General features: G+C 48.5%; 15 protein-coding genes and 1 tRNA gene. 5 read left to right on the top strand and 11 right to left on the bottom strand.

The genetic code is table 11. From position 1 onward, the window contains the following. Positions 1-77: 77 nt before the first annotated feature. The 11 genes from secA to PGN_RS11970 all read right to left on the bottom strand — a co-directional run bounded on the left by secA (position 78) and on the right by PGN_RS11970 (position 15,705). A complete protein-coding gene (secA, locus tag PGN_RS06965; protein ID WP_012458284.1) occupies positions 78-3,419 on the bottom strand; it encodes a preprotein translocase subunit SecA in 3,342 nt (1,113 codons plus the stop codon). Between the two features lie 93 nt (positions 3,420-3,512). Then, entirely contained in the window at positions 3,513-5,108 is a 1,596-nt protein-coding gene (locus tag PGN_RS06960) for an alkaline phosphatase family protein (protein WP_039417338.1), read from the bottom strand. Then, on the bottom strand, positions 5,087-6,334 hold the full coding sequence (locus PGN_RS06955; protein WP_012458282.1) for a DUF4105 domain-containing protein: 1,248 nt from the start codon (positions 6,332-6,334) through the stop codon (positions 5,087-5,089). The genes PGN_RS06960 and PGN_RS06955 overlap by 22 nt, the downstream gene beginning before the upstream one ends. 30 nt (positions 6,335-6,364) lie before the next feature. Then, positions 6,365-9,388, bottom strand: a complete 3,024-nt coding sequence (locus PGN_RS06950) for a PD-(D/E)XK nuclease family protein (protein ID WP_012458281.1) — start codon at positions 9,386-9,388, stop codon at positions 6,365-6,367. Next, complete coding sequence (locus tag PGN_RS06945) at positions 9,364-10,089, bottom strand: CPBP family intramembrane glutamic endopeptidase (RefSeq protein WP_005875091.1); 726 nt, start codon at positions 10,087-10,089, stop codon at positions 9,364-9,366. The genes PGN_RS06950 and PGN_RS06945 overlap by 25 nt, the downstream gene beginning before the upstream one ends. A 207-nt stretch (positions 10,090-10,296) precedes the next feature. Further along, positions 10,297-10,383 (bottom strand) — tRNA-Ser (locus tag PGN_RS06940). 385 nt (positions 10,384-10,768) lie between these two features. Next, on the bottom strand, positions 10,769-12,406 hold the full coding sequence (gene groL, locus PGN_RS06935) for a chaperonin GroEL (RefSeq protein ID WP_012458280.1): 1,638 nt from the start codon (positions 12,404-12,406) through the stop codon (positions 10,769-10,771). A gap of 38 nt (positions 12,407-12,444) precedes the next feature. Further along, complete coding sequence (locus PGN_RS06930) at positions 12,445-12,714, bottom strand: co-chaperone GroES (protein WP_004585060.1); 270 nt, start codon at positions 12,712-12,714, stop codon at positions 12,445-12,447. A gap of 216 nt (positions 12,715-12,930) precedes the next feature. After that, the gene (gene miaA, locus PGN_RS06925) at positions 12,931-13,839 is read right to left on the bottom strand and encodes a tRNA (adenosine(37)-N6)-dimethylallyltransferase MiaA (RefSeq protein ID WP_012458279.1); all 909 of its coding nucleotides are present in this window, start codon (positions 13,837-13,839) and stop codon (positions 12,931-12,933) included. After that, entirely contained in the window at positions 13,836-15,332 is a 1,497-nt protein-coding gene (locus PGN_RS06920) for an IMP dehydrogenase (RefSeq protein ID WP_004585062.1), read from the bottom strand. The genes miaA and PGN_RS06920 overlap by 4 nt, the downstream gene beginning before the upstream one ends. Before the next feature lie 268 nt (positions 15,333-15,600). Then, complete coding sequence (locus tag PGN_RS11970; protein WP_230847003.1) at positions 15,601-15,705, bottom strand: DUF1661 domain-containing protein; 105 nt, start codon at positions 15,703-15,705, stop codon at positions 15,601-15,603. On the opposite strand from PGN_RS11970, the gene PGN_RS12420 reads away from it, so the two are divergent. From PGN_RS12420 to carA, 5 genes are all read left to right on the top strand, one after another. After that, positions 15,674-15,871 carry a DUF1661 domain-containing protein gene (locus PGN_RS12420; RefSeq protein WP_353354242.1) on the top strand — a complete coding sequence of 66 codons (198 nt, stop codon included), beginning with the start codon at positions 15,674-15,676 and terminating at the stop codon, positions 15,869-15,871. The two genes, PGN_RS11970 and PGN_RS12420, sit on opposite strands and share 32 nt — an antisense overlap. Before the next feature lie 115 nt (positions 15,872-15,986). Next, the gene (locus tag PGN_RS06915) at positions 15,987-17,606 is read left to right on the top strand and encodes a CTP synthase (protein ID WP_012458277.1); all 1,620 of its coding nucleotides are present in this window, start codon (positions 15,987-15,989) and stop codon (positions 17,604-17,606) included. A gap of 127 nt (positions 17,607-17,733) precedes the next feature. Continuing rightward, positions 17,734-19,617 carry a membrane protein insertase YidC gene (gene yidC / locus PGN_RS06910; RefSeq protein ID WP_012458276.1) on the top strand — a complete coding sequence of 628 codons (1,884 nt, stop codon included), beginning with the start codon at positions 17,734-17,736 and terminating at the stop codon, positions 19,615-19,617. Positions 19,618-19,706: 89 nt separating this feature from the next. Beyond that, on the top strand, positions 19,707-21,590 hold the full coding sequence (locus PGN_RS06905) for an amidophosphoribosyltransferase (protein WP_012458275.1): 1,884 nt from the start codon (positions 19,707-19,709) through the stop codon (positions 21,588-21,590). 33 nt (positions 21,591-21,623) lie between these two features. Further along, positions 21,624-22,697: a glutamine-hydrolyzing carbamoyl-phosphate synthase small subunit gene (gene carA / locus PGN_RS06900; RefSeq protein ID WP_012458274.1), complete on the top strand. Its 1,074-nt coding sequence runs from the start codon at positions 21,624-21,626 to the stop codon at positions 22,695-22,697. Position 22,698: the final 1 nt, after the last annotated feature.

The raw sequence follows: 22,698 nt of genomic DNA, 5'->3' as shown, positions 1-22,698 counted from the left end.
GCGGTTAGGAGAGAAAAAATAAAAAGAGAATCACAGACTATTCTATACCATAGTCGGTGATTCTCTCATAAATCTTTTTACAGGTTACGCCCGTGGCACTGTTTGAACTTTTTGCCACTACCGCAAGGACAAGGATCATTTCGCCCGATCTTATTCTCGTTTCTTATCGGTGTCTGGGGAGCAGCTGCACCCTGAGGTCTGCTTGCCGCATCCCTTTGTGCTTTCTGCTGGGCTTCTATATCGTCTTTTTGTGTCCGATACTTACTCATGTCCGTACGTTGCTCGGCTGCATGTCGGATTTCTATTTGCCGCCTGTGTTCCAGCTCTTCTTGGGAAGGAGCCTCCGGTACCGGTATCCGAGCACGCATTAGGATCGCTACGGTCTTACGGTTCATGGCTTCTACCATCTTGCGGAACAGTTCGTAAGATTCGAGTTTATAGATAAGTAGTGGATCTTTGTTTTCGTAGCTGGCATTCTGAACGGAATTACGAAGCTCGTCCATCTCACGCAGATGTTCTTTCCAAGACTCATCGATAGTATGCAGTACGATAGCTTTCTCAAATTCTTTGATGATGCTTTTCCCTCGAGTTTCATCCGCTTCACGCAAATTGCATCCTATGTTATAGACACGTTTACCATCTGTAATGGGGATTAGAATGCGCTCGTACACGGCGGCTTGGGTCTCGAATACCTGATGAACCACAGGGTGGGCCACTTCTGCGATCAGATCCATTTTACGTTGGAAAGACTTGTAAGCTTCATCGAAAAGCATATCGGTCAGCTCTTCTGCTTTCTTACCTCTGAATATTTCTTGCGTGATAGGAGATTCTATCGCGAGTGCACGCATCAGATCTTCCTTGAAGCCTTCGAAATCATTGGCTTCTGCATAATTGTCAATCAGAGCCTTACATACGTCGTATATGGTATTGAGTACATCCATACCGATACGCTCTCCCATCAAAGCATGACGGCGACGGGTATAAATGACTTCACGCTGCGAATTCATTACATCATCGTACTCAAGCAGATGTTTACGGATACCGAAGTTGTTCTCTTCCACCTTCTTTTGAGCACGCTCCACGGACTTACTCAGCATGTTGTTTTCGAGCACTTCTCCTTCCTTGAAACCTAAACGATCCATCAATGATGCAATCTTTTCTGTGGCAAAGAGGCGCATCAGATGATCTTCAAGTGAAACATAGAATATGGACGAACCGGGATCACCCTGACGGCCGGAACGACCACGAAGCTGTCTGTCCACTCGTCTGGATTCGTGCCTTTCCGTACCAATGATAGCCAAACCCCCGGCTTTCTTAACCTCGGCAGAGAGCTTGATGTCGGTACCACGACCGGCCATGTTTGTTGCGATGGTAACAGTTCCTTTCTGACCGGCCTGAGCTACAATCTCGGCCTCCTTCTGATGCAATTTGGCATTGAGTACATTGTGTTGGATGCCACGCAAGCGTAACATACGGCTCAACAATTCGGATATTTCCACCGAAGTAGTACCGACAAGTACAGGTCTGCCCTCTTCGACAAGACGTACAATCTCTTCGATAACTGCTGCATATTTTTCACGTGCCGTCTTATAGATACGATCATTCATATCCTTACGGGCGATAGGCTTGTTTGTCGGAATAACTACAACGTCCAGTTTGTAGATGTCCCAAAGCTCTCCCGCTTCAGTTTCAGCAGTACCGGTCATCCCTGCCAGCTTATGATACATGCGGAAATAGTTCTGCAAAGTGATAGTTGCAAATGTCTGTGTTGCAGCCTCTACTTTCACATGCTCTTTGGCTTCGATAGCCTGATGGAGGCCATCCGAATATCGACGTCCGTCCATGATACGTCCGGTCTGCTCGTCTACGATGAGCACCTTATTGTCCATGACCACGTATTGATCATCCTTTTCGAAGAGGGCATAGGCTTTGAGCAACTGATTGACAGTATGTACACGCTCGCTCTTGATCGAATAGTTGGCTATGATCTCATCCTTGGCTTCGCGACGTTTTTCTGCATCGGATTCCATATTGTCCAAAGCGGATAACTCAGCTGCAATATCAGGCAAGACGAAGAATTTCGGGTCATCTGTACGGGACGTCAGAAGGTCGATACCTTTCTCAGTAAGCTCTACGCTATTACGCTTTTCATCTATGATGAAATACAATTCGTCTGTGACCAAATGCATATTCCTCATGTTTTCAGCCATGTATGCTTCTTCGGTCTTCAGCATGGAGCTCTTGATGCCGGGTTCGCTCAGATACTTGATCAACTGTTTATTTTTGGGAAGACCCTTGAACGAACGATAGAGTAGCAAAGAACCCTCTTCCTGTTCTTTCTTATCCTCAGATGCCATCTTATTCTTGGCATCGATAAGTAATTGTGAACAAAGTTTACGCTGTGCCTCGACAACTTTCTCCACATTGGGCAAAAACTCCTCGAACAACTGATCTTCACCTTTGGGAGTAGGGCCGGAAATAATCAAAGGAGTTCGGGCGTCATCGATCAATACGGAATCCACCTCGTCGACTATGGCGTAGTTGTGCTTACGCTGTACCAAGTCCTTAGGACTCGTGGCCATATTGTCGCGCAAGTAGTCGAAGCCGAATTCGTTATTGGTGCCAAATGTAATATCTGCATTATAGGCCTTGCGGCGGGCATCCGAATTGGGCTGGTGCTTATCTATACAATCCACGGTCAAACCATGGAACATATACAGTGGCCCCATCCATTCCGAGTCACGTTTAGAAAGGTAGTCATTGACCGTCACTACATGCACGCCGTTACCAGTCAGAGCATTGAGGAATACGGGTAGGGTAGCTACCAATGTCTTTCCCTCACCGGTAGCCATTTCGGCAATTTTTCCTTTGTGTAAGACTGTACCACCGATGAGCTGAACATCATAGTGAATCATGTCCCACAAGATTTCATTGCCTCCTGCCACCCAGTGGTTTTGGTAGACGGCGGTATCTCCCTCGATCGAGACGAAATCATGGTTGATTGCGAGGTCACGATCAAGATCAGTGGCTTTGACTCGAATAGTTTCGTTTTGGGCGAATCTGCGAGCAGTATCTTTGATAATAGCAAATGCTTCGGGGAGAATTTCATCCAAAACGACTTCCATTTTGTCCAAAATCTCTTTTTCGAGCTTGTCTACTTTAGCCCAAATCTCCTCTCGTTCGTCCAAGTCCTTGCCTTCCACCTCGACTTTCAGCTTGTCGATTTCTGCTCTCTCGTCTTTTACATAGTCTTGTATCTTTTGGCGCAAGATGGCTGTACGTCCGCGAAGATCGTCGTCTGACAGCCGTTCGATTTCGCCATATGCAACTTTGATTTTGTCCACGAAAGGTTTTACCTCTTTCAAGTCACGCTGCGATTTGTTGCCGAAAAGCTTCGACATGAATTCGTTGAATCCCATTTATCTTATTGTATTTTTTGTAGCTGTTATGATATGTGCGGAGTACCCGCGTAAGAGCGAAAGACTCCTTTCTCTTCTTCCCGAATAGTATGTTCAGAGAGCCACTTCGGGTAATGGCAAGGCACGAGCCTCTGTCGGAGGACGTATGCGGAGGATATACGCCAAGGTGGGAGCTATCTCTGTCGAAGAAATAGTTCGCTGCACTTTTTGTCCTTTTATGCCGGGTACCACCAAGATAAAAGGAGCTGCTACAGCATTATAGCGTATTTGTTTGTGATCCGAATTCGAGGATGCCTCCTCTTCTCCTTCTATCCATCCTCCTTGTAATTGCAAACATACATCCGCAGATTGCCCCAATCGGAACGAACGAACAAAACGATTCGCTTCTTCGTTAATTGCTCCCGAACCTATTTCGTGCGCCGGCAATGCAAGTCGTACACCGCTCATCTGTCGGGCAAATTCTGCCACTTCTGATTGAAGCCGACGCATATCGACCTGTTTCTTTTCTGCCAGTTTTTTGTCCAGAATCAACTGACCATCTGCATAATCCAAGACCCATTGTCCCTGTCCGTGAAGAGCCATCAAATACATATTGATCAAAGCTTTGCATCGCTTTGGACTGAAGTAGCGATGACGCTTATGGGGGAATACGCTTTCCTCCGGGATCGAACTATTGAAGTGGCCTGTTCCACTCAGGGCTATTATGCAGTTTGCCAAGCCAATCTTTTTGTCCAAAGCTGTGAACAGGCGAGCAAGTTGAGCATCCAAGCGACGGTACGTGTCCACCATCTCGGCCTGATGCTCACTCTGATGTTTGGCAGGGTATCTTCCTGCATAATAAGTGAGCGATAGCAGATTGGGCTGTTTGGCAAGTTCCAATCCTCCATACTCGATCAGCCGGAGAGCCAAAGTCGTGACTTCTTCATTGATCGGAGCAGATTGTTTGAAAAGACTGATGTTGGAATGACTGAATTTGTGAGAAAAGGCAACGGGATCTCCACCCACAGGCAAAGATTGGGGCGAGGACATAGGAGTCCATACAACACTGCTTATTTTAGAAGAGGGAGAGTCGGCCGAGGAGTTGAACTTATCGATGTGCCAAGGGAAATCTTTGTAGTAGGTAGTCGTAGCCCACATCCCCTTACGATCTTCGATCCAGAATGCACCATTTCCAGACTGACCTGCAGCTACGATTGCTGCTACGGCATTCGGTGCTATCGCATAAACCTTGCTCCTTCCATCCGTTGCACTCCGTAGTTCATCGCCGATAGTACCGGAAGTGAGCTTGAGAGGAGACAGATGTTCAGATGTATAATTGCCTAAGAAGTTTTTGTCTTCCAAAATGGATACCGACTTGTTTTTTTCTCTGTCGAATACAGTACTGCCTGTAATACTGTGACGATTAGGATAGGTGCCGGTATATATACCTGCAATAGCCGATGCTTCGTCTACCCCATCGAATCCGAAGTCTACGTTGCTAAAAACAAGTCCATCCTGCAGCAGATGATTAAATCCACCTGTGCCATATTGCGAGCGGCAAAACGAGAGGAGATCACCTCTCAACTGGTCAATGGTAATTACCACCACCAGCTTGGGATGAACCGATTGCCCCTGTACTGTAACATTCCCTATAGTCAATACGGCCAAAAGGGTCGTTACAAGTCGTTTCACCGAACGTTCTTTCTCCATCTATTTACCAATATCCAGCGAGCGGAAAGCAACCATAGAGCAATGCCGGCCACATAGAGCGGGAGCACTACTTGTTGGGGCAAAAACCATATTGCCAAACCGATCAAACTTAGCTCTGCAAAGTTAATAAAATGATAGACAAAGCCTGCTCGGTGAAAGAGCGGTACCACAGTCAGAGGCAACCCGATAAGCAGATGAAGGGGATGAAGCAGGAAAAGATTGTAATTCGGGTTGGTATGCGGATGTTCTGAGAAAAATGACAGAATGAAAATAACACATCCCGATAACCCCATAATGGCTAATAAGATAGAGTCATATACATAGCATATATCCTTGCGACGGACATCCCAAACAGCTACTGCAATAGAAACTATCAGCAAAGCTATAGAAGCTAATAAAGGTGTAGGCCAGCCCTCCTCCGCAGGTTCCATACTGGCCGGCTTAGCCGGAAACCACTCTTTGGTATCCCTGATGAGTGGTGTTGATCGACCATTGGGATAGAGTAGAGTGGTACGTGGTAGCAGATCCAACATTCTATTCGGCAGGAATAACTGCTCCTCCGGATTGGCATAGGTATCTGTTTTCGCCCCGAGAGCCAGATCGATGCCGAACTTGACCCAAGGGGCATCGGTACAGCATTCATCGATCAGCTGTCTCCACTTTCTCTCCTCACCCTCATGAGGGATTTGCAAGGTAGCTCCTGTGGTTTCTTTTATGATCTCGATAAGGCGGGTAGCACAGTTGTCATAAAAGATATTATAGCGGTATCGTTTATTCTCGGGGCGAATATTCCATGCCAAATACCGCTCAGCTTTTTCGATCTCTTCCTGTGTGAGATTCAATACTAATTCCACGATTCCTCTTCCGCTCCGAAGGTATTCTTCCACATAATAGGATGTATAAAGAGCTTCAACGTAATAATCCGTTTCGCCTCGTACAAATCGAAGTATGAAATTAGGTTCGTTATAATCGAACATGCCATAATTGTAAGCAATATCCGTCCCTTGTACGGGATTGAGAATCCTGAATGCGACATGACCGTAGCGAGTGTATACCGCTTCTGTAGAAGGAGAAGAGATCAAGAGGCTCATCTGCAGACCTTGATCTTTCGTCTCCGTGCTAACTGTCTGTGCATTGGCCAGAAGTCCGCTGGCCAATAAGACAATCAAGATGGCGGAGAATAGTCCGGCCGATACTTTCAGTGTGCTTAGATATTTTTTTGCCATTGTGAATTACCAATATGAGAGTACTTTGTATTATTTTCCGCATAAACTTGCGAATGGGCAATAGCTGCAAGTCCGTATGTCTTCGGTTTCTGTAAAAGGAATATCGGGATCGAACAATTCGTCCAAGCAAGTTCGCAACCTCTCTTCGAACATTTCGCAAATTTGATCAAAATCCGTAATCTGCTCAATTGCTTTCCCCACTTCCTTGAGAACGACCACACCCGTGTAATCCTCTTTCTGCTTGTACAGCTCCTTAAAGCCATATATCGTCGGACACAGAGGGAGTTCGGAACCCTCTCCTTCGTTCTCCATTTGCATCTTGGCCATGAGAGCATATAAGAGAGTTTGAGCTATGGCCGTCGGATGTTTTTTGCTTTTTCCTGCTATCGGGTGTTGGAACATAAGGTCCCATGAGCCAAGCTCTGTGGTGGTATCTCCACTTTTGTAGTCCACTATGCGCCGACATTCCTCATTCAACTCATCAATGCGGTCTATGATTCCGTGTAACCGAACCCGGCTACCATTGCTAAGGGAGAAGCTGCCTTTGACTCTGCGCTCCGAGTCTATGTAGCGAAAGGGAGCCAATGATTTGTCATGCTCCAAGATCCGCCGTACATACTTCTCTATCATGATGCAATAAAGATGATTCAATCCCGACAAAGCTCCCTGTGTATTGGCCGATCGGAGATATTCTTCCGTGTATGCTTGCCTTACTATCCTCGCGATAGTTGCATTCTTCGGATCCAACCACCGAGATAAAATATCCGAAGAAACTATCCCACCACCGCAACAAGGCTTGTAGATCAACTCCATGGAACGATGCACCACGGTACCGAAATCATTGGCGGCCATCAGTTCATCGGAAGCATTCTCCTCTCGAATCCCTCTGACGTTTTCAAAATAAAAACGAAGAGGGCAAGCCACATAGGTATTGATGCTGCTGGCCGAAAGGGCGGATAGACGTTCTTCCGGATCGAGTGATTCTTCGTTATCGTATTCGAGGAATCGGTGCAGTTTCGTCAGCACTTCTCCTTCCTTCCTGACACATATAGCAGGACTATGTGGAAGCGAACCCGTCAGGTGCAATTCCTGTACCTTTAGAGGCATATCGAAAAGGAAACGCATCTGTCGGATATAACGGCTTTCCTCTCCTCCCCCAAGCTGGTCCGAACGAGCATCGTACAGCATCGTTACACTTTCGGCTCGCTGAATGAGACGGAAAAAATCATAAGATTGAGTGGCTTCGTTTACCTCATTGACCGGAAGCCCATACCCTCTGCGCAATGTGTATGGTATCATTGTCGTTTCATAGACACGCGATGGGAGTTTACCCTCGTTGACAGAGAGAATGATCAGATGTTTGAAATCCAAAGATCGCGTTTGATCTATTCCCATGATTTGCAGGCCGACCAGAGGTTCTCCCTCGAATGGGATGCTCACTCCGGATACCAATCCTTGCAACAGAAGAGCTGCAGAACGAACTGACATATCCATGGCATAGGATTCGACCAGTCCTCTGAGCCTGTTCAGTATATTGCGATAGTGATAGATCTGCTCCAACTCCATATTATTGGTCTCCTCCGATTGGTCATACTCCGAATCGGCTGGTTGAAAGAGCATGCTTTCGGCAATTTTTTCAAGGAGTAGGAACAACCGGTCGAGTAGCTGCTGCCCACTATCCGGCCGGCTAAAAAGCAGATTGGTCAGTTCATCGCCCCAAAGTCTTTCCTCCGGTACGTAGTACTGCTTGGTTACCTCCCTATTCGAGAGGAGATCACGCGAATGATCTGTCAATAAGGGAGTGAGAAGAACACTATTGAGCAAGTCAAGAACAGCATCTGTCCGAAAATGAGGAACTTTTTGAATAAGACGGATTTCTGCCTGTACCCTGATCCACTTCTCGACAAAAATGGAAATGGCACTTTGAGAGAGAGGATAGCCCATAGTCACATTGATACGTCCTACAGTCTCGGCCAGACTGTTCAATACGGGCATCAACATTCCTGTATCGGGAAGAATGATAGCTGTTTGTATTCCTTCTTTGTCAGAATAGCCTTCAGGGTATAACTCCTCGATCAGCTGTGGCAAAAGTTTGGCCTGAACAATCTCGGAGGCGGTACGTATGATCCTGATATCAGGAGCCGGTTTGTCTTCCAATGAGCTTGTTTGACCATTCTCGGAAGACTCTTGCCACGGAGTCTGTTTCCCGAAAATCTCTTTGTTATGATCCAGAATAGTGCCGGTAAGATTGCCTGCCGAATGCAATAGAGAGAGGTCGTCATCAAAGCAAAAATCACATATGCCTTCCGCTTTTATACGAACGAGAATATATTCCTCGGCAGGGGAAAGGGCGAACAAACCGACAAAGACATATTTATCAGGATCTGCATTCCCCCCTCTGTCTGCAGATGAGAGCAGCTCTCGTACCGATGTTTCTCTTTGCCGGAGGCGATCAACTGTATGGCGAAGGATCATCCCATGGTATCCGTTGCCTTGGTCTGCAAGACGTTGGTTGAACCGAATGTAAAGCGGGGACAATAGCTTCCAGAAATCCAGAAAACTCTGCTGACATCCATTCTCCATTTGGCCGCTTGCTGGAGAAAAGGATTCCCAAAAACTGCGAATGGCTGCTATCTGTTTTTCGCTCAAAAATGAAAAATCGTTCTCCATCTCCCGAAAGTCTTTCAGATTGCTGTATAAGGCTTTGGCCGATACGAGGTGTTTGTCTATCTCATTAAAGTCTTTCAGGATAATATCGCCCCAAAAAATAAACTGATCGAAAGGTTCCGCCTGAGGCCATATCTCTTTGTAAGTATTGTATAGCTCGAATAGCAAGGCCGTTCTGTCAAGCTCTTTATAGGGAGACAGCCCCAGCAGCAAATCCTTCAGATTCGTGGTGCGAGGTGCAAACAAAGGCTTTGCGCTAATCCCCGACAGATGACGTTTGAAAAAAAGGCCGGCTCGTCTTCCCTGAAAGACGAAACAAAGTCGGTGAATATCTTCGCCGTACTCTTTGTAGTAGTGGGCAGCTATCTGTCTAAGGAAAGGGAGCATAAGGCGATAGCATTATTCAAAACATGTAGAGCCATGGGAACATATATACTGTGCGTATGATAATAGACATAACCCAAATAAGCACCCAAGACGATTCGGGGAAAAAATCCCATCAGATCGAGATGTGCAATGCTGAAAACGATGGCAGTCAGCCAAACTGCAGCATGCCATCTATTGCGGGTAACACGGCGCATCCAGCGTAATACGGCTCCTCTAAAAAACAATTCTTCCGTAATGCCCGGTATTATTGCAATAGCAAGCAAAGCCCAACCCTTGCCTCCCTGCAGCATCTCCTTTATCAGGCTTGTATAATGGGCACCGCTACGGTCGATTTCTTCTTGCCAAGCCGGAGGGAGAAAGGGCAGAAGGAGCTTTATACCTTTGGTCGTTAATACTACGGCCAAAAGACATCCGGCATAAGAGAGTAACAGCAGTACTGCTTTGCGCCAATCGATCTGATACGGTTGTAGGCCCAAAAAAGATGTAGGCCTGTCAGAAAATAAAAAGGCTTGCCATACAGCCCCTCCCCCGAATACCACGACGCTGAATAAGCTTGTCGCCAATAGCAACGGCAAGCCTTCCTGTCCGTACCCGAATAGAGTAGGGGCTAAGTGAAGTACAGAGATCAGGAGATAGCCAATAATCAGTATCAGAGCAAGATGACTGAGTATAGGCCAATCTTTAAAAAGAGCCTTTTTCATTGCTTACAAAAATACGATGGAAACTCAACAAAGCCAAAGCCTCAGAAAGAGCATTTCTCAATAAGAATACGGCCAATGGCTATAGATCGATGCCAATAGTAGAGAAATAAGGGACAATTGTTAGTGCTTTGCTTGACGGAAAACCCAAGGAAAAGACCGATAAAAAAGAGAAAAAGGCCGATAAAAACCGACCTTCTCTCTCTGATGCGGAAGCGACGAGATTCGAACTCGTGGTACAGTTACCCGTACGACAGTTTAGCAAACTGTTGGTTTCAGCCACTCACCCACACTTCCGTAGTACACGGGGGTTGCCCGAATACGACCGCAAAGATACTATATCTTTTGATTTACACAACCCCTGCAGGTGCGTAATTTCACTCGAATTTTTGGTCAAAGAGTTTGAAAGGATCTGATTCTGAGCGATAGCCCAAGAGATTTCATGGTCTTCTGTCCTAATCTGCATCAATGTATGCTCGAATGCGAGTGTCCTCACTTGGAGTAACTGTGCCGGATTTGTTCGTTGCAATGTATTGAGAGGACCGTGCGTTAAGTGCAAAATGAAGGCTGTGCAGTGAGGGAGAACCCTCTGCACAGCCTTCGGCTTGTAATGTGATATGAATGTCCTACAGGATATTTTTTTCGAAAGGAATCAAAAAACGCATCCTGTTCGCACCGATGTTTACATCATGCCGCCCATTCCTCCCATACCTCCGGGCATGGCCGGTGCGGCAGGATTATCTTCTTTCTTGTCAGCGATAACGCACTCCGTAGTCAGGAACATACCTGCGATAGATGCTGCATTTTCCAATGCTACACGTGTTACTTTGGCCGGGTCGATAACACCGGTGCTGTAGAGGTTTTCGAAAACATCCGTACGGGCATTGTAGCCGAAGTCGTCCTTGCCTTCTTTCACCTTCTGTACCACAACGGCACCCTCTTTACCGGCGTTCGCTACGATCTGACGAAGCGGCTCCTCGATGGCGCGTTTCACGATCTCGATACCTGTGGTTTCGTCTTCGTTCTCACCTTTGAGACCTTCCAAAGCAGCTATGGCACGAATGTATGCCGTACCGCCACCGGGTACTGTACCTTCTTCGATTGCAGCACGCGTTGCACTCAAAGCATCTTCTACGCGATCCTTCTTTTCCTTCATTTCCACTTCGCTGGCAGCACCCACGTAAAGAACAGCTACACCGCCGGCGAGCTTGGCCAAACGTTCTTGCAGCTTTTCGCGGTCGTAGTCGCTGGTCGTATTCTCGATCTGAGCTTTGATCTGCGTGATACGTGAAGCGATGCCTTCTTTGTTTCCGGCTCCGTTAACGATAGTAGTATTGTCCTTATCAACCGTTACTTTCTCAGCTGTACCGAGCATATCCATCGTAGCATTTTCGAGCTTCAGACCGGTCTCTTCGCTGATAACCGTTCCGCCCGTCAGGATAGCAATGTCTTCGAGCATAGCCTTGCGACGATCGCCGAATCCGGGAGCCTTCACTGCACAGATCTTGAGACTGCCGCGCAGACGGTTTACAACCAAGGTAGCGAGTGCTTCGCTGTCGATGTCTTCTGCAATGATGAGGAGGGGCTTGCCCGTCTGAACCGTTTGTTCGAGGATCGGGAGCATCTCTTTCAGCACGGATATTTTCTTGTCGTAGATGAGGATGAAAGGATTTTCCATTTGCACCTCCATCTTATCCGTATTCGTCACGAAGTAGGGAGAGATGTAGCCGCGGTCGAACTGCATACCTTCCACCACTTCTACCGTAGTGTCGGTTCCCTTGGCTTCTTCTACCGTGATAACGCCTTCTTTCTTCACCTTGCGCATGGCTTCGGCAATGAGGCTACCGATGTTTTCGTCTCCGTTGGCAGAGATCTTGGCTACGTGCTCGATCTTCTGGAAGTCGTCGCCCACTTCCTTAGCCATACCTGCGATGTGAGTTACCACAGCCTTTACAGCCTTGTCGATACCACGCTTCAAATCCATCGGATTGGCTCCTGCCGTAACGTTCTTCAGACCCACGCCGATAATGCTCTGGGCGAGGATCGTAGCCGTAGTCGTACCGTCACCGGCATCGTCATTGGTCTTGGAGGCTACTTCTTTCACCAACTGGGCACCCATGTTCTCGAACGGGCACTCCAATTCTATCTCTTTCGCTACGCTCACACCGTCCTTGGTAATGTGCGGAGCTCCGTACGTCTTGCTAAGGATAACGTTACGACCTTTCGGCCCGAGGGTAACTTTAACGGCATTTGCCAGTGCATCCACGCCCTTCTTCAGAAGGTCGCGAGATTCCATATCGAATTTGATTTCTTTTGCCATAGTCTTTATTTTTTATTGTAGGTTATTGTCTCTGAGAATTAGATGATTGCCAAGACATCGTTTTGGCGCATGATGATATATTTTTCGCCCTCCAGCTCTATTTCAGTGCCGGCATATTTGCCGTAGAGTACGGTGTCTCCTGCTTTGAGCACCATCTCTTCGTCTTTCGTGCCGTTCCCGACAGCGATTACTTCACCCTTGAGAGGTTTCTCTTTGGCCGAATCCGGAATAATGATACCGCTCACTGTTTTTTCTTCTGCTGCAGCCGGCTTTACAAGTACGCGGTCTGCCAATGGTTTGATGTTCATTGTTGCTTGGTTTGTTATTGTTAGTTGATTGTTTGCTTGTACAAATGGGAAGCCTCTTATGTAGCTCCGCAATTTTTATATCAATAGCTATACCAATGCCGATTTCCTGACTGATTCCTGTCGGAATGTGCTTATTCGCTGTCAGAATGGCAGGATTGTACGTGTAGTCATCTGCTCGTTGGCAGAAAAAAGGAGGAGTCGGTCGGAAAAAAGGTGTTATCCGTTGGCGGTGTAGAGCTTCATAACGGCTTCGCACTGTTCGTCCGCGGGGAGCAGGGCATCTATCCAATGAATGAGGAATCCGCGACGCTCCATGCCACGGAACCATGTCATCTGGCGTTTGGCGAATTGGTGAATGGCCGTTTCGAGTCCGGTAAACATGGACTCGTAGTCCGTCTGCCCCGTCAGATACAGGGTGACGAATTTGTATTCCAGCCCGTAATAGATCAGATCATCGGCCGGAATGCCACTGTCGAGAAGTCCCTTGACTTCCTCTATCATACCCTCGTGCATACGGGCATGGAGCCTGTCCGTTATCCTTTTGCGTCGGGTGTCGCGATCCAGATCGAGACCGATGATCAGACTGTCGATAGGAGGAAACTCGGTGCTTTCGGCCGGATTGTTCTTGATGTATTCGGCTATTTCGATAGCCCTGATAGCTCGCTGTGCCGAGTCCACGTCCGTCTTATTGTGCAGAGGGCCGTATGCAGCCAGTATAAGAGTCAGCTCTGTCAAACTCTTTCCTTGCAGACGATCACGAAGCGTCGGGTTGGGCGGAACATCGGGGAGGTGGTAGCCTTTGAGCACGGCTTCGATATACATACCCGTACCTCCGCAGAGGATCGGATCCATGCCACGAGCGAGGATCGATGCGTAGGCTTGGTGAAAGTCGTGCTGATAAGCAAAGAGATTGTATTTGTCCCCTGCCGGTCTTATATCGATCAGGTGGCAAGGGATTGTAGTCCCTCCCACCTGATAGTCGGCCAAGTCTTTGCCTGTGCCGATGTCCATGCCACGGTATATCTGTCGCGAGTCGGCACTAATGATCTCGGTTCCCAACCGATATGCGAGGCTTACGGCCAGACGAGTCTTGCCGCATGCCGTAGGCCCCAGGATCGTTATCATCCGCGATCTTTGAGTATGACGTCGTGAGCACCGCCTTCGACGATACTGGTGCTGCTCACGAGGGTAATCTTGGCTTTCTCTTGCAGCTCGGGAATGGTAATGACACCGCAACTGCACATCGTAGCCTTGATCTTGCCGAGTGTGATGAGCAGGTTGTCCTTCATCTTACCGGCGTATGGAACGTAGCTGTCCACCCCTTCTTCGAACTTGAGCGTCTCGGTGCCGCCGCTGTCGTAGCGTTGCCAGTTCTGAGCGCGGTTCGATCCTTCGCCCCAGTATTCTTTGACGATATTGCTGCCTATCTTCATCTTCTTGGTCGGCGACTCGTCGAATCGAGCGAAATAGCGTCCCATCATCAGGAAATCGGCACCCATGGCCAATGCCAGCACCATGTGGTAGTCATGTACGAGCCCTCCATCGCTACAGATGGGAACGTAAGTGCCCGTTCGTCGGTAATAGTCGTCACGTGCCTTGGCTACGTCTATTACAGCCGTTGCCTGACCGCGACCGATCCCTTTCTGCTCGCGTGTGATACAGATGGAGCCTCCTCCGATCCCTACTTTGATGAAGTCCGCACCGGCCTCGGTCAAGAAGTTGAACCCATCGCGATCGACCACATTCCCTGCACCTACGGGCAAACTGTCCCCGTATTTCTCCTTGATCCAACGGATCGTATTGCTCTGCCAGTCGGAATAGCCGTCCGATGAGTCGATGCACACCACATCCACACCGGCCTCCACCAGTGCAGGTACTCGCTCCTTATAGTCGCGCGTATTGATACCGGCACCTACGAGGAGGGTCTTGTCCGTGTAGTTGGAGAGTTCGAGCGGATTGTTCTTGTGGCTGTCGTAATCTTTACGGAAGACGAAATACTGCAGATTCTGATTTTCGTCGATGATCGGCAGCGTATTGAGTTTGTTTTCCCAAATAATATCGTTGGCTTCGCTCAGCGTAATACCGACCTTGCCCACCGTAAGTCTCTCGAACGGCGTCATAAAATCTTTGACCGGCTTCGAGGGCGAGTCCGTGCTGACGCGATAGTCTCTGCTCGTGACGATACCCATCAGACGGCCATTGGACGAACCGTCGTGAGTGATACCTATATTATTATGTCCTGTCCTTTTGACCAGATCCAATACATCGGCCAGCGTATTGTCCGGTCTGAGATTGGAATCGCTGGTGACAAATCCGGCCTTGAATTTCTTTACACGACGAACCATTTCGGCCTGACTCTCTATGCTCTGCGATCCGAAGATAAACGAAAGTCCCCCGTTGCGTGCCAATTCGATGGCCAGCGTATCATTGGAGACCGACTGCATGATGGCCGAAACAAACGGGATATTCAGCTTGATACGGGGACTCTCATCGCGATTGAACTTAATGAGAGGAGTCTGAAGAGAGATGTTTTGGGGAGTGCACTGTTCTGTAGTGAGGCCGGGAATAAGAAGATATTCGCCGAACGTCCTGGAAACTTCATTGATGAAGACAGCCATGTTCTGATGTAGTGTTAGGAGTGAAACTCTGAAATTTCCTGCCAAATTTATATGCTTTTTCCCAAACAGCCAATCTTTGATCGCAGGTGCAGATTCGAACAACGTGCCGGCAGCATTACGATCGAGTTTGCCCTCATCATGTGACACCTTGTTGTCGGAATGAAAACCATGCTTTTTGCTATGAATCGGTTGGTGTCATTTCCTTCTTATCCGGCTAAGGAAATATCTTATCCTGCGAGAAGAAAAAACGACTCGTGGGGCATGCTGCTCATGTTGCCGTCTCGGTTCCAAAATCGGCTCCATTGTCGTTCCTAAAAACGTGGCGCGAGAAAAATTTCGCTTTGGCGCGTAAATTTTTTGTTTCCCGAACCAAAACGGAAAAAATCTCGCGCGTGTTTTCGAGAATTTACGAACCGCAATCGGAGCATTTCCGGCGCGTAAATTTGCCTCGGATAGCCTTATCGCGGTTCGTCGGATGCTTCATTTCTCATTTTGATGTGCCGGCATCGGGCAAGAGCTGTCGTATTTGCCTCTTTTAGCAGGCGTTCTTTTTGTATATTTGCGCACGAATCGGAGGAGGCTGGTCCGTTCGGGGTAGCTTTCCGTACCCCTGATTTATCGATCAAAGTATCAACAATACTATCTTTTCGCGCTATGGCAGATACTAAGTATATCTTCGTGACCGGTGGTGTGGTTTCCTCTCTTGGAAAAGGCATCGTAGCAGCATCTCTCGGCAAACTCCTCCAAGCTCGCGGTTTCAACGTAGCTCTTCAGAAGTTCGACCCCTATATCAATATCGATCCCGGTACGCTCAATCCTTATGAGCACGGCGAATGCTATGTCACCGAGGACGGACATGAGGCCGATTTGGATCTCGGCCACTATGAGCGTTTCCTCAATACGCCCACTACTCGTGCCAATAATATCACGACAGGCAGGATCTATCAGAACGTAATCCGCAAGGAACGCAAGGGCGAGTACTTGGGCAAGACCGTGCAAGTGGTGCCTCATATTACGGATGAGATCAAGCGCAACGTCAAACTCCTGGGACAAAAGAGTCAGTACGACTTTGTCATCACAGAGATAGGCGGTACGGTAGGGGACATCGAATCCCTGCCTTTCCTTGAAAGCGTGCGTCAGCTCAAGTGGGAGTTGGGGCAGAATTGCCTCTGCGTTCACTTGACCTATGTACCCTACATTGCTGCTGCCGGCGAGGTGAAGACCAAGCCGACTCAGCACTCCGTGAAGCAGTTGCAGGAAGTGGGTATTCAGCCCGACATCCTTGTATTGAGAACGGAGCACGAGCTTCAGCCCGACATTTTGAAGAAGGTAGCCCTCTTCTGCAACGTGGCTCCCGATTCGGTGGTACAGAGTGTGGACGTGCCTACTATCTATGAGGTGCCTCTGGTCTTGCAGCAGCAGCACATGGACGAGACGGTACTTCGGAAAGTGGGGCTGCAAGTGGGGCCTGTGCCCGAGATGCGTCAGTGGCATGAGTTTTTGGAAATGAAGCATACGGCCCAAGAAACGGTTACGATCGCTTTGGTGGGTAAGTATGTGGAGCTTCAGGATGCGTACAAGTCCATAGACGAATCGCTGATGCAGGCGGCTATATATAATAGGAAGAAGCTGAACCTCATATCCGTTCACAGCGAAAAGGTGACGGAGGCTAACGTGGCCGAGACCCTGAAAGATATGGACGGCATCGTGATCGCCCCCGGATTCGGTTCCAGAGGGGTCGAAGGCAAGCTCGTAGCACTGAAATATGCGCGTGAGAACGATCTGCCCACGCTGGGTATCTGTCTGGGTATGCAGTGTATGGTGATCGAATATGCTCGCAATGTATTGGGCTTCAAGGACGCCAATACGACGGAGATCGAATCCAATATCGAGCACAAGGTCATCGACCTGATGGACGAACAGAAGACGGTTACGGACATGGGCGGTTCCATGCGTTTGGGTGCATACGACTGTGCTCTGCGCAAAGGATCGAAATTGGCTGCTGCCTATGGCAAGGAATTCGTGCGCGAACGCCATCGCCATCGCTTCGAATTCAACAGCCAGTATCGCGAAGCTTTCGAAAAAGCCGGTATGCAATGTGTGGGAGAGAATCCGGAGACGGGCTTGGTAGAAGCCGTGGAAGTGCCTGCCTGCCGCTGGTTCGTGGGGGTACAGTTCCATCCCGAATACAATAGTACGGTGGTCAATCCCAACCCCTTGTTCATGGCTTTCATCCGTGAAGCAATCAAAACGAGAAAAAAAGATAAAGAATAATTGCTTTGCCTGTCGGTTCTTTGGGGGGGTGTGAAATTTTTCCTCCCCTCTGACATACCGTAGCGAACAGGCAACAAGATAGGGGTGCCGATGTCGGTGCCGAAGAATCCCTACGCAACGAAAATATATGGATAAAAATACAGTTATAGGTTTAGTTCTGATCGGACTGGTGATCTTTGGGTTTTCATGGCTCAATCGTCCCGATCCGCAGGAAATAGAAGCGCAGCGTAAGGCTGCGATAGAAGCAGCTCGGCAGGATTCCATAGCGAAAGCCGAAGCCGAACTCCTTGCAGCCCGAACCCAGGAGGCCACGCCCGATTCGATCAAACAGGCAGCCGGATATAATCAGTATGGACTACTGGCAGCCGCGACAGCCGGTGCAGAGGAGCAGGTGGAGCTGGCCAACGGCAAGATCGCTCTCAAGCTCAGCACCAAGGGGGGAGCCATTCGGGAAGTTTTGCTTCGGGACTATAAAACGTACGATGGCAAACCTCTCTATCTTTTCCGAGAGGGAGAGTCGGATTTCAACTTGCCACTGCGAACCCTGGACAACAGGCTGGTCGATACACGCGATCTGTACTTTTCTCCCATCAGCCGAACGGATTCCTCCGTTGTGATGCGTCTGGCTGTGGACAGTGCTTCTTATCTTGATTTGGCCTACGTCCTCCTTCCGGATGACTACCGCTTGCGAATGACGGTAAGCGGACAGAACTTGCAATCGCTTTTCCCTGCCAATATGACGATGCAGGACCTAGAATGGTCGCAGCGCATTCGCCGTCAGGAGAAATCCTGGAAGTTTGAGAATCAATATACCTCTATTTATTATAAGTATTCGGGCGATGAGGTGGATCGTCTGAGCGACAGTAAGCAGGAAGACAAGAAGACTTTGGAGGAGCCGTTGCATTGGGTGTCTTTCAAGGATAAGTACTTCGCCTCCGTTTTGGTGTGCGATAGTTATTTCGAAAACAATAAACTGGCGCAGAAGACGGCAGCAGCCGGGTCCGACTATCTGAAGAATTGTACCATGTCTGCCACCTTTCCGTTGGATGTTCGCCCGGGAACAAAAGCCGGATTCACTTTCTTCTTCGGCCCGCTCAAATACAATATGCTACGCGCTTACGACAAAGGGATGAAAGCCGAGGACAACCTCGATCTCGATCACTTGGTCTACTTGGGTGCCAGTATCTTCCGATGGATCAATCGTTATATGATCATTCCGGCCTCCACATTCCTGCAGCAGTATTTTAGCAACTGGGGGCTGATCATTCTTTTGCTCACGCTGGGGATCAAACTCCTCATCTCTCCTCTCGCTTACAAGGGGTATCTCTCCTCTGCCAAAATGCGATTGCTACGGCCGCAGGTACAAGAGATCAATGCCAAGTACCCGGGCAAGGATCAGGAATCCATGATGAAGCGGCAGTCTGCTACCATGAATCTCTATCGTGCGGCCGGTGCGGGTCCGATGAGTGGGTGCTTGCCTATGCTTTTGCAGTTCCCTTTCCTCATAGCCATGTACATGTATTTCCCTACGACTATCGACATTCGTCAGCAGAGTTTCCTCTGGGCGGAAGACCTCTCCTCCTATGATGCTGTTTTCAGCTGGACGGCCGATATTCCTTTGTTGTCTCAGTTCTATGGCAATCACGTCAGTCTCTTCTGCCTGCTCATGTCCATTTCCAATATCCTCTATATCCGCTATACGATGAATCAGTCGGATACGGGACAGGAGGGTATGGCTATGCTCAAATGGATGCCTTATATCACTACGGTGATGTTCCTGTTCTTCTTCAATCAGAATGCATCGGGGCTTTGCTACTATTATTTCCTCTCTTCTATTATTACTGTCATCCAGTACATGTCTTCACGTTTTATCATCAACGAAGAGAAGCTGATGGCTAAGTTGGAAGCGAACAAGACGAAGCCACGAAAGAAATCGAAATGGATGGCAAGACTCGAAGAGGCACAGCGGCAGCAGGAAGCGATGCGACGCCAACAACAAAAGAGAAAATAGACAGAACGATATGGAATTGGCAACAGAGATCATGACTTACGATATGGGTAGGTATGGCTGTTGCCAATTTTCTCATATAGAACAACAAGATGGAACCTCTGAAACATGAATGCGGTATCGCCATGGTGCGACTGCGCAAACCGCTGAGTTATTATCACGATAAGTATGGCACATGGATGTATGGCCTGAACAAGCTATACCTCCTGATGGAGAAGCAGCACAATCGAGGTCAGGAAGGTGCCGGGCTCGCTGTGGTGAAGCTCAATAGCCGTCCCGGAGAAGAATACCTCTTCAGAGAAAGAGCACTTGGGGCAAATGCCATCTCGGAGATATTCGACTCGGTACACAAGGATTTTCAGGCTTATTCTCGAGAAGAGTTGGGCGATGCCGAATTTGCTGCCTCTCAGATACCGTATGCCGGAGAGTGCTACATGGGACACTTGCGCTACAGCACTACCGGAAAGAGCGGTCTGACTTTCGTCCATCCGATGATACGCCGCAGCAACTGGCGTGCCAAGTGCTTGTCCATTTGCGGCAATTTCAATCTGACCAATGTGGATGGCATCTTCGACGAAATTACCTCTGTCGGACAGCATCCGCGCAATATGTCCGATACGCATATCCTGCTGGAGCAAATCGGTCATCGTCTGGATCGCGAGGTGGAGCGTTTGTTCCGTATCGGGAAAGAACAGAATCTGAAAGGAATGGACATCACGCATTTTATAGAAGAGCGTATCGATTTGTCCAATGTGCTCAAGAAGTGTAGTCCCTTCTGGGATGGCGGATATGTCATGTGTGGCCTCACCGGAAGTGGAGAGAGCTATGCCGTGCGCGATCCTTGGGGCATCCGACCTGCATTCTATTATATAGACGATGAGATCGTGGTCACGGCCTCGGAGCGTCCCGTTATCCAAACTGTGATGAATCTGTCGGCAGATGCCGTTCGGGAGTTGATACCCGGAGAAGCTATCTTTGTCAATAGCAAGGGAGAACCTCGTATCGAGCGTATCTTGGAGCCTAAGAATTATCAGGCCTGTTCGTTCGAGCGTATCTATTTCTCTCGTGGCAGTGATCAGGATATATATCGTGAGAGAAAGGCTCTGGGGTATCTGCTTTCGGAACGCATCCTCCGAGCGATCGATTACGACATCTCCCATACTGTCTTTTCATTCATCCCGAATACAGCCGAAGTGGCATATTATGGTATGTTGGAGGGCATAGATCATTATTTGGATGAATGCAAGATTCGAGAGATTCGCGAGAACCCGAATATGAGTGAAGCCAAGTTGCGTGAGATTCTAGGACGAAAGGTTCGGTCGGAGAAGGTGGCGATCAAAGACATCAAGCTCAGAACTTTTATTACGGAAGGCAATAGCCGCAACGATTTGGCGGCTCATGTCTATGATATTACCTATGGCACGGTACAAGCCGGCGTAGACAATTTGGTCGTGATCGATGACAGTATCGTCCGTGGGACTACTCTGCGGCAGAGCATCATCGGTATCATGGATAGGTTGCAACCTAAGAAGATCGTCATTGTTTCCAGCTCTCCGCAGATTCGTTATCCGGACTACTATGGTATCGATATGCGTAAGATGCGCGAATTTGTCGCTTTCCGCTCCGCTGTGGCACTTCTTCAGGAGCGCGGTATGGAGCAAGTGTTGCACGATGCCTATGCAAAAGCTTTAGAGCTTCGGAAGTTGAGTTCCGGACAGGAGGTCGAAAATGTCGTTAAGACTATCTATAAGCCTTTCACGGCCGAGGAGATTTCAGCCAAGATGGTAGAGCTATTGAAGCCGGAAGGCGTGCGTGCCAAGGTGGAGATTGTATATCAAAGTTTGGAAGGCTTGCATCAGGCGATACCGAATCATCCGGGAGACTGGTATTTCTCCGGCGATTATCCGACACCCGGAGGTGCTCATTTGGTAAATGAAGCTTTTATCAGCTACATGGAAGAGGACTATGGCAAATAATTATTTCCAGAATCGAAAGAGTATTAAGAACGTATGAGAGAGCAAAGAAAAGCGACATTGATATTGGACGATGGTAGCCGTTTCGAAGGCTATTCTTTCGGTTGCGAACGTGCTGTGGCCGGAGAGGTCGTTTTCAATACGGCTATGACCGGCTATGTGGAGAGTCTGACGGATCCGAGTTATCGCGGACAAATCATGGTTATGACCTATCCTTTGGTGGGCAATTATGGCGTTCCGATGAAAGCAGCTGAGCCAAACGGCGTGTCTTGCTTTATGGAAAGCGACAGAATACACATGGAAGGAATCGTTGTGTCCGACTATTCCCATTCTTATAGTCACTGGAATGCTGTCGAAAGCCTTGGCGATTGGCTCAAACGTGAGCAGGTATTCGGTCTGACGGGGATCGACACGAGGGCATTGGCCAAGCACCTCCGCGAACACGGTTCGATGAAAGGAAAGATAATTCTCGAAGGAGGCGAAGACATTGTCTTCGCCGATCCTTACACAGTCAATCAGGTAGCGGAGGCTTCTTGTCGTGAAGTAATCGTCTACGGCACTGGAAGCAAAAAGGTGGTACTCGTCGATTGTGGAGTGAAGGACAACATTATTCGCTCGCTTCTCCGTGAAGATATAACGCTCTACCGTGTACCATGGGATTACGACTTTCATCGAATAGCATACGACGGTCTCTTCATCAGCAACGGCCCGGGCGACCCCAATATGTGCAGCGTCACAGTGGAACATATTCGTCGGGCTGTGGCCGGCGACAAACCTATCTGCGGTATTTGCATGGGCAATCAGCTTTTGGCGAAAGCTGCCGGCGCAAGCATCTTCAAGCTCAAATACGGACACCGCAGTCACAACCAGCCGGTACGTGAGGTAGGCACTAATAAGTGCTATATAACGAGCCAGAATCACGGATTTGCTGTAGATCCGGCATCTCTCGGAAGTGATTGGGAGGAGCTTTATATCAACCTGAATGATGGCACGAACGAAGGTATTCGCCACAAGAGCAAGCCTTTCTTCTCTGCACAGTTTCATCCCGAAGCATGCGGTGGCCCTGTAGATACAATGTTCATTTTCGATGAATTCTTGAAAAACCTCTAAG

Source organism: Porphyromonas gingivalis ATCC 33277, from assembly GCF_000010505.1.
Lineage (GTDB): Bacteria > Bacteroidota > Bacteroidia > Bacteroidales > Porphyromonadaceae > Porphyromonas > Porphyromonas gingivalis.
This window is presented reverse-complemented; position numbering and strand designations above follow the sequence as displayed.